Consider the following 6,358-nt stretch of genomic DNA (forward strand, 5'->3'; position numbering starts at 1 on the left):
GGGGGCGGAGCGCTGTGCGAGGCAGTAATGAGCCAAAGGTAGCAAGCCCGCCCGGCAGCTTCGGAAAGTCGAGAATGATGCCGAGGAATGGCTGTGGCACGAAGTGCGTGGAAGGCGGCTGAATGGCCACAAGTTTATCCGTCAGCTCCCGGTCGGCCCATATTTCGCAGACTTCGCCTGCCGTGAGGCTAATCTGGTAGTGGAAGTCGATGGAAGTCAGCATGCAAATCGGCCCCACGATCGATACAGGGATGAGACGATGAACAGGAACGGCTGGTCGGTGTTGAGGGTTTGGCACGCTGATGTTTTGACGAGCCGTAAGAGCGTGCTGGATACGATTGTTGCTGCGCTGGATGGTCGACTCGATCGGAAAATGATTGCTGTCGATGTGAAGTTTTTGCCAGCTTCAACGTCGGAGGAAAGATGATGAGCGTCTGCGCCGCCCCTCATCCGCCCTTCGGGCACCTTCTCCCCGTAAACGGGGAGAAGGGAAGATGAGCCCCGCCAAGAAACCCGATCTCTTGCGCGACAACGAGCTAATCTATGGCCGGCTGCTGACGGTCGACGAGCCGCACCTGATCCAGCGCTACAACAAGGCGCTGGCCGCATTCGGCTTGAAGCCGACGAAACTGAAGAGCTTCCAGATCGACCGCACCGGCTTCTCGCCCGAAGTGGCCGAGGAATGTGACGATTATGACTATCTCGATCCCAACGAGGTCAACCGCCGTTTCATCATCCTGACGCCGTCGCAGATCGACCTGCCGGTGGTGCACACCGCCTTCTCCAACACCTCGCAACTCATGTTCGAGTTCATGTCCAGGAACCGGCGCGCCATCGATGCGCTGACGATCAAAGACGTCATCTACGGCGAGATCGAGGATTCCATTCCCAAGGTCAACGACATCGAGGATTTGCTGTCGATCAGCCAGGTCGAATTCAAGGTGGTGTCGGCTGAGGATGTGCTGGGCAAGGCAGCCGAACTCGGCAAGCTCGTCGACCGGCTGAAGCAGGAGCCAGATGCCTGGCGCGACAACGCCATGCTGACCCGCATGGTCGAGCTCGCCAAGATCTGCGGCGACATCCGCGAGAACGCGCTGGTACCCGACCAGGTGATCTTCCGACATAACGCCTACTGGACCAGCCATTTCGGCGGGCTCTACGTGTTCGTCGATCCGGATGTGACGACGGTGATCAGCGATCCGGCCGCCCCCGGTTTTCGCCGCTCGCGGCCGTGGCAGGTCAGCTATCTCTCGATCAACGACGCCGACAAGGTGTTCAAGTTCCTCGCCACCACCGGCCGCATCGAGCTGCCGCGTGCCTCCTGGGTCGAGGCCTCGGGCTATCTCGAGCACCGGGCCGAGATGGTGGTGCGCGCGCTGATCCGCGACGCCGAGCCGAACCGCAATTTGACCAATGTCGACAAGGTCTGGCTGCAGACCTGGATCCAGAGCCATGCCGACCTGATCACCAGGGACGGCAATTTTCCCTTCCTCAACGCCGCCAAGCGCGAGATCGCCCAGCTCGGCCACCTGAAGATCGAGGATGTCTTCCCGCAGCAGCGTTTCCTGGTGATCCGCGCCAAGCCAGACCACCCCGACGGCTGGCTGACCAACCGGCTGATCTCGGATTTCGTGCCGTCGGACTTCGTCTCGCGCTACATCTTCAACAAGGACGGCTTCTACAAGGACTATGACGGCTTCAGCGACGCCTGGCGATCGCATGTTGTGGACGTTCTCAAAACCACATATTTGAAGGACAAGGTGGCGTTTCGCACACGCCTCTACGGCCTGACTGACTAGAACGAAATGAACCGTTATTTCGTTCTAACTTCTTGTTTTGGCGTATGATGTTATCCAAAAAGTCTGCAACTTTTTGGCATCATGCTTTGAGGGGGTGACACAGCCATGCTCGATCCGATCGTGAATTTCTTCACCCGTATTTTCCAGTGGATCGGCCGCGGCATCGGCCTCCTGATCGGCGTCATCCTGTGGCCCTTCCTGTGGGCCGGACGCTGGTATACGCAGCGCGGCTGGATCCTCAAGGCGGCGGTCGGCCTCGCTCTGCTGGTGCTGATCGGCCTCTATGCCAATTTCTTCTACGCCACCCAGTGGTGGAACAATTTCAACCCGAACTATCCCGACACATACACCTTCGAGAAGCGCAATGTCTCCGCCGGCGAACAGGTCGCCGCCGGCGCCGGCACGGACACCGCCAAGACCTGCGGCAACTCTGGTATAGCCCAGATCGCCGCTGACCTGACCGACTTCAACGTCAACCAGAATGCCTGGATCTCGTCGATGATCCTCTACAAGCTGGGCCTGTTCGGCATCGACTGGGACCACACGCCGTGGATGGACAACAAGGCCTCCTTCCAGCGCGGCATCAACCAGGCGGTGCGGCGCACGGCGACCGAACTTGCCGACAATCTCGGCCGCGTCCGCACCACCTCGCAGATCGACAGCGATCTGCAGAATGCCCGCGGCAACCTTCAGTTCGACGAAGAGACCTGGTATTTCGGCCTGAACCCGTTCGGCCCCAAGACGCCGACGCCAAGCTACTATTGCGACGCCGTGCGCATGCTGCGTTCCTTCAACGCCCGCCTTGCCACTTGCCAGGCGACATTCGACGCCCGCGCCGACAATCTGAAACAGTATATCGACCGCATCTCGTCCGACATCGGCTCGACCTCGGCGATCCTCAAGGAACGCGCCGAGAACCACAACAATGGCTGGTTCGATTTCCGCGCCGACGACCGCTACTGGTTCGCCTATGGCCAGCTCTACGGCTATTACGGCCTGATGAAGGGAGCCCAGGCCGACTTCGAGGACGTCATCAAGGAAAAGCATCTGCAGAACCTGTGGGACACGATGGACTCGCAGTTCGTTTCGGCGCTGCGCATCCAGCCCTTCATCATCGCCAATGGCCGCGAGGATGGCTGGCTGTTGCCGACGCATCTGACGACGATGGGCTTCTATATGCTCAGGGTGCGCTCCAACATGGTCGAAATCAGCAACGTGCTGACGCAGTAACGCTGTTCCATTAGGGACCAGGCGATGGCGAATTTGCGCCGTCGCCTCTGTCGCATTCCGTGCATTGTGCGGCTGTTTTGAGACGGCGGAACGGCGCGTCCTCTGGCTTCTATACGGCGCGGCAACGGAGCCGGGAGAACCGACGACAGGTCGGCCGGTCCGCAGAGGAACTTTCTCCAGAGGAAACATAGTTGCATACAAGTTGACGCCGTGGCAGCGACAGGGTTAGAACATGCCCGCGCCCGGTTCCAACCTGCTTGCCAGTAAGATCAAACCCGTCCCCTACACCGTCCAATCCAGAGGAAAGCCGTCATGGCCGAAGTGAAGTCCGACATCGAGATCGCGCGCGGCGCCAGGAAAAAGCAGATCCAGGAGATCGGCCAGAAGATCGGCATTCCGACCGAACACCTGCTGCCCTACGGCCACGACAAGGCCAAGATATCAGCCGAATTCATCAAGTCGGTGAAGGGCAACAAGGACGGCAAGCTGATCCTCGTAACCGCCATCAACCCGACGCCGGCCGGCGAAGGCAAGACCACGACCACGGTCGGCCTTGGCGACGGCCTGAACCGCATCGGCAAGAAGGCGATCGTCTGCATCCGCGAGGCCTCGCTCGGCCCGAATTTCGGCGTCAAGGGCGGTGCCGCCGGCGGCGGCTATGCGCAGGTCGTGCCGATGGAAGACATGAACCTCCACTTCACCGGCGACTTCCACGCCATCACCACGGCGCACAATCTGCTTTCGGCGCTGATCGACAACCACATCTACTGGGGCAATGAGCTCGGCATCGACACCCGCCGCGTCGTCTGGCGCCGCGTCATGGACATGAACGACCGCGCGCTGCGCGAAATCATCTGCTCGCTCGGCGGCGTCGCCAACGGCTTCCCGCGCGAGGGCGGTTTCGACATCACCGTCGCCTCGGAGGTCATGGCCATCCTGTGCCTGTCGACCGACCTGAAGGACCTGGAAAAGCGCCTCGGCGACATCATCGTCGCCTATCGCCGCGACAAGTCGGCCGTCTATGCCCGCGACCTCAAGGCCGACGGCGCCATGGCCGTGTTGCTCAAGGACGCCATGCAGCCTAACCTGGTGCAGACGCTGGAGAACAACCCGGCCTTCGTGCATGGCGGCCCGTTCGCCAACATCGCGCATGGCTGCAACTCGGTCGTCGCCACCACGACGGCGCTCAAGCTCGCCGACTACGTCGTCACCGAAGCCGGCTTCGGCGCCGACCTCGGTGCTGAAAAGTTCTTCGACATCAAGTGCCGCAAGGCAGGCCTCAAGCCGGCGGCGGCCGTCATTGTCGCCACCGTGCGCGCCATGAAAATGAATGGCGGCGTCAAGAAGGAAGACCTCGGCAAGGAAAACGTCGAGGCGGTGAAGAAGGGCTGCGCCAACCTCGGCCGCCACATCGAGAATATCCGCCAGTTCGGCGTGCCGGCGGTGGTCGCGATCAACCACTTCTACTCCGACACCGACGCCGAGATCCAGGCGATGAAGGACTATGTCGCCTCGATGGGCGAAGAGGCGATCCTGTGCAAGCACTGGGCGCACGGCTCGGCCGGCATCGAGGATCTCGCCAACAAGGTGGTGGCACTGGCCGAATCCGGTGCTTCGCAGTTCGCGCCGCTCTATCCCGATGCGATGCCGCTGTTCGAGAAGATCAACACCATCGTCCAGCGTATCTATCGCGGCTCGGAAGCGATCGCCGACAAGTCGGTGCGCGACCAGCTCAAGGCCTGGGAAGACGCCGGCTACGGCCACCTGCCGGTGTGCATGGCCAAGACGCAGTACTCGTTCTCGACCGACCCGAACCTGCGCGGCGCGCCGACCGGCCACACGGTGCCGGTGCGCGAGGTCAGGCTTTCGGCAGGTGCGGGCTTCGTCGTCATCATCTGCGGCGAGGTCATGACCATGCCCGGCCTACCGAGGGCGCCGTCCTCGGAAAAGATCTTCCTCAACGAGATGGGCCAGATCGAAGGCCTGTTCTAGAATCCTTCTATTCGAACAGAAAGGGCGCCGCAGCGATGCGGCGCCCTTTCTGTTTTCAGATAGTCCCTACGCGGCGCTGCGTGACAGCGCCCGCTGGTTGGAGCCGAAGATGGTGTCGCGTTCCGGCAGCGCGCCGGTCTTCAGGCACTCGACCCATTCGGCGGTCTTGAGCACGGCGGCAAAGCGCGACTGCAGGATGATCGTGACCACGCGGTGGATCTCCTCGGCCGAGGCGTAGCCGGCGCTGTTGGCGTAAGGCACCGATCCGGTCGCATCCGACAGGAACTCGACGGCAAAGCCCATATGCACGGCGTGGATGATGGTCGACAGGTCGCAATTGTGCGTCATGTAGCCGACCACCGTGATCGTATCGATGGCGTTGGCGCGCAGCCAGTCCTCGAGGTCGGTGCCGGTGAAGGCGGAGGGCAGGTTCTTTTCGACATAATGGTCGCGCCCACGCCTGGCGATTTCGGGATGCAGTTCGCCGCCATGGCTTCCCCTGGCGAAGATCGGCGATGTCTCGGGCGCCATCTGCTTGACGACCACCACCTTGATGCCGGCAGCAGTCGCTGCATCCATCGCCCGCGCCACATTGACGACGCTGTCGCGGAACGGCGGATGCTGGATGGCGAGACTGCCGCCGTCATAATCGTTCTGCACATCGACGACGATCAGCGCCCGGCGCGGCGTGGCGTTGGCTGGGTCAGACATGGTGTTTTCCTTTCCGGCTTGAATGCGATGGGTGGAAAATAGGTGGGTTGCCAGACAGCCGAAAGTGGCCCGATTGACATCATTCGAAAGAATTGGGACAATCCGCATTCAACTGCCGGAAGCACCCATGACCGACCCGATCATTGCCGTACTCGCCTTCGACGGCATCAGCCCGTTCCACCTTTCCGTACCGTGCCTGGTCTTCGCAGAGGACAGGACGGCGCTGGGCCTGCCGCGCTTCGACTTCCGCATCTGCGCGGTCAAGCCCGGCCCGATCCACACCGAGGCCGGACTGATAATTGCCGCGCCGCATGGGCTCGAAGGGCTCGACGGCGCCGATATCGTCATCATTCCAAGCTGGCATCATCTCGGCGAGCCGGCATCGCCGCCGCTGATGGAGGCGTTGCGCCGGGCGCACCAACGCGGCGCCTTGATCGTCGGCCTGTGCCTCGGAACCTTCGCCATTGCCGCAGCCGGGCTGCTTTCGGGCCGTCGTGCCGCGACGCACTGGGCCTATTCCGAACAGTTGCAGAAACTCCATCCCGACGTCGCCGTCGACGCTTCGGTGCTCTATGTCGACAATGGCGACATCGTGACTTCGGCCGGCGTCGCCGCCGGTCTGGACT

The 6,358-nt window shown here is 61.7% G+C and carries 6 protein-coding genes; 5 read left to right on the top strand and 1 reads right to left on the bottom strand.

What is annotated here, in order from left to right:
* Positions 1-91: 91 nt before the first annotated feature.
* From EN750_RS13875 to EN750_RS13890, 4 genes are all read left to right on the top strand, one after another.
* A complete protein-coding gene (locus EN750_RS13875) occupies positions 92-427 on the top strand; it encodes a DUF559 domain-containing protein (RefSeq protein ID WP_348629592.1) in 336 nt (111 codons plus the stop codon).
* Between the two features lie 67 nt (positions 428-494).
* On the top strand, positions 495-1,799 hold the full coding sequence (locus EN750_RS13880) for a DUF6638 family protein (RefSeq protein WP_127396749.1): 1,305 nt from the start codon (positions 495-497) through the stop codon (positions 1,797-1,799).
* Positions 1,800-1,904: 105 nt separating this feature from the next.
* Complete coding sequence (locus EN750_RS13885) at positions 1,905-3,029, top strand: DUF2333 family protein (RefSeq protein ID WP_127396750.1); 1,125 nt, start codon at positions 1,905-1,907, stop codon at positions 3,027-3,029.
* 312 nt (positions 3,030-3,341) lie between these two features.
* Positions 3,342-5,021 carry a formate--tetrahydrofolate ligase gene (locus EN750_RS13890; RefSeq protein ID WP_127321325.1) on the top strand — a complete coding sequence of 560 codons (1,680 nt, stop codon included), beginning with the start codon at positions 3,342-3,344 and terminating at the stop codon, positions 5,019-5,021.
* A 66-nt stretch (positions 5,022-5,087) separates the two neighbouring features.
* Here EN750_RS13890 and EN750_RS13895 read toward each other — a convergent pair whose 3' ends face one another.
* The gene (locus tag EN750_RS13895) at positions 5,088-5,732 is read right to left on the bottom strand and encodes a cysteine hydrolase family protein (RefSeq protein WP_127396751.1); all 645 of its coding nucleotides are present in this window, start codon (positions 5,730-5,732) and stop codon (positions 5,088-5,090) included.
* A 127-nt stretch (positions 5,733-5,859) separates the two neighbouring features.
* Between EN750_RS13895 and EN750_RS13900 the strand changes: the two genes are divergently transcribed.
* Positions 5,860-6,358 (top strand): AraC family transcriptional regulator (locus EN750_RS13900; RefSeq protein ID WP_145967633.1); only part of this gene is annotated, 499 nt, incomplete at its 3' end.

The organism is Mesorhizobium sp. M7A.F.Ca.ET.027.03.2.1 (genome assembly GCF_003999175.1).
Taxonomy (GTDB): Bacteria; Pseudomonadota; Alphaproteobacteria; order Rhizobiales; family Rhizobiaceae; genus Mesorhizobium.

Excerpts from the sequence above, each read along its gene's own strand:
- EN750_RS13880 (WP_127396749.1), top strand. The coding sequence starts at position 495 with ATGAGCCCCGCCAAGAAACCCGATCTCTTGCGCGACAACGAGCTAATC.
- EN750_RS13885 (WP_127396750.1), top strand. The coding sequence starts at position 1,905 with ATGCTCGATCCGATCGTGAATTTCTTCACCCGTATTTTCCAGTGGATC.
- EN750_RS13890 (WP_127321325.1), top strand. The coding sequence starts at position 3,342 with ATGGCCGAAGTGAAGTCCGACATCGAGATCGCGCGCGGCGCCAGGAAA.
- EN750_RS13895 (WP_127396751.1), bottom strand. The coding sequence starts at position 5,732 with ATGTCTGACCCAGCCAACGCCACGCCGCGCCGGGCGCTGATCGTCGTC.